1 protein-coding gene is annotated in these 418 nt (G+C 77.3%); it reads right to left on the minus strand.

What is annotated here, in order from left to right:
* Positions 1–289: UbiA family prenyltransferase (locus SACPADRAFT_RS32155; RefSeq protein WP_198048256.1), on the minus strand; the 289-nt coding region annotated here is incomplete at its 3' end.
* Between the last annotated feature and the right edge of the window lie 129 nt (positions 290–418).

Below are 418 nucleotides of genomic sequence, written 5' to 3' on the forward strand. Positions count from 1 at the left end.
CGGGCGCGGCCACGACCAGCGCGGCCCGGACCACCCGGGGTGTGACCCGGCCGGAGACCAGCGGCTTGTCCGTGCGGCCGACGGCCGCGTCGCGCCCGGCGTCGACCAGGTCGTTCAACCAGCCGACGGAGAGCTGACCGGCCAGCACCGCGGCGGTCAGTGTCGCCACCACACCCGCCGACCACCCCGCACCCACGGCGAGCCCCGCGGCGACGCCGGTCACCACCAGCGCGGGCAGCGGGTGGGCCGCCCGACCCAACCCGACCGTGGCCGCCACGACCTGCCGCACACCGGCGAGTGTGCCAGCCTCGGACGCGTGGGGCAGGGCACGGCGCACACCCCGATGGTGCGCAACGATCCGGCGCTGTACGAGCGCCTCGCCGACCAGTGGTGGCGACCACGCGGCGCGTTCGCGATG

This window comes from Saccharomonospora iraqiensis subsp. paurometabolica YIM 90007, assembly GCF_000231035.2.
In the GTDB taxonomy this organism is placed as follows: Bacteria; Actinomycetota; Actinomycetes; order Mycobacteriales; family Pseudonocardiaceae; genus Saccharomonospora; species Saccharomonospora paurometabolica.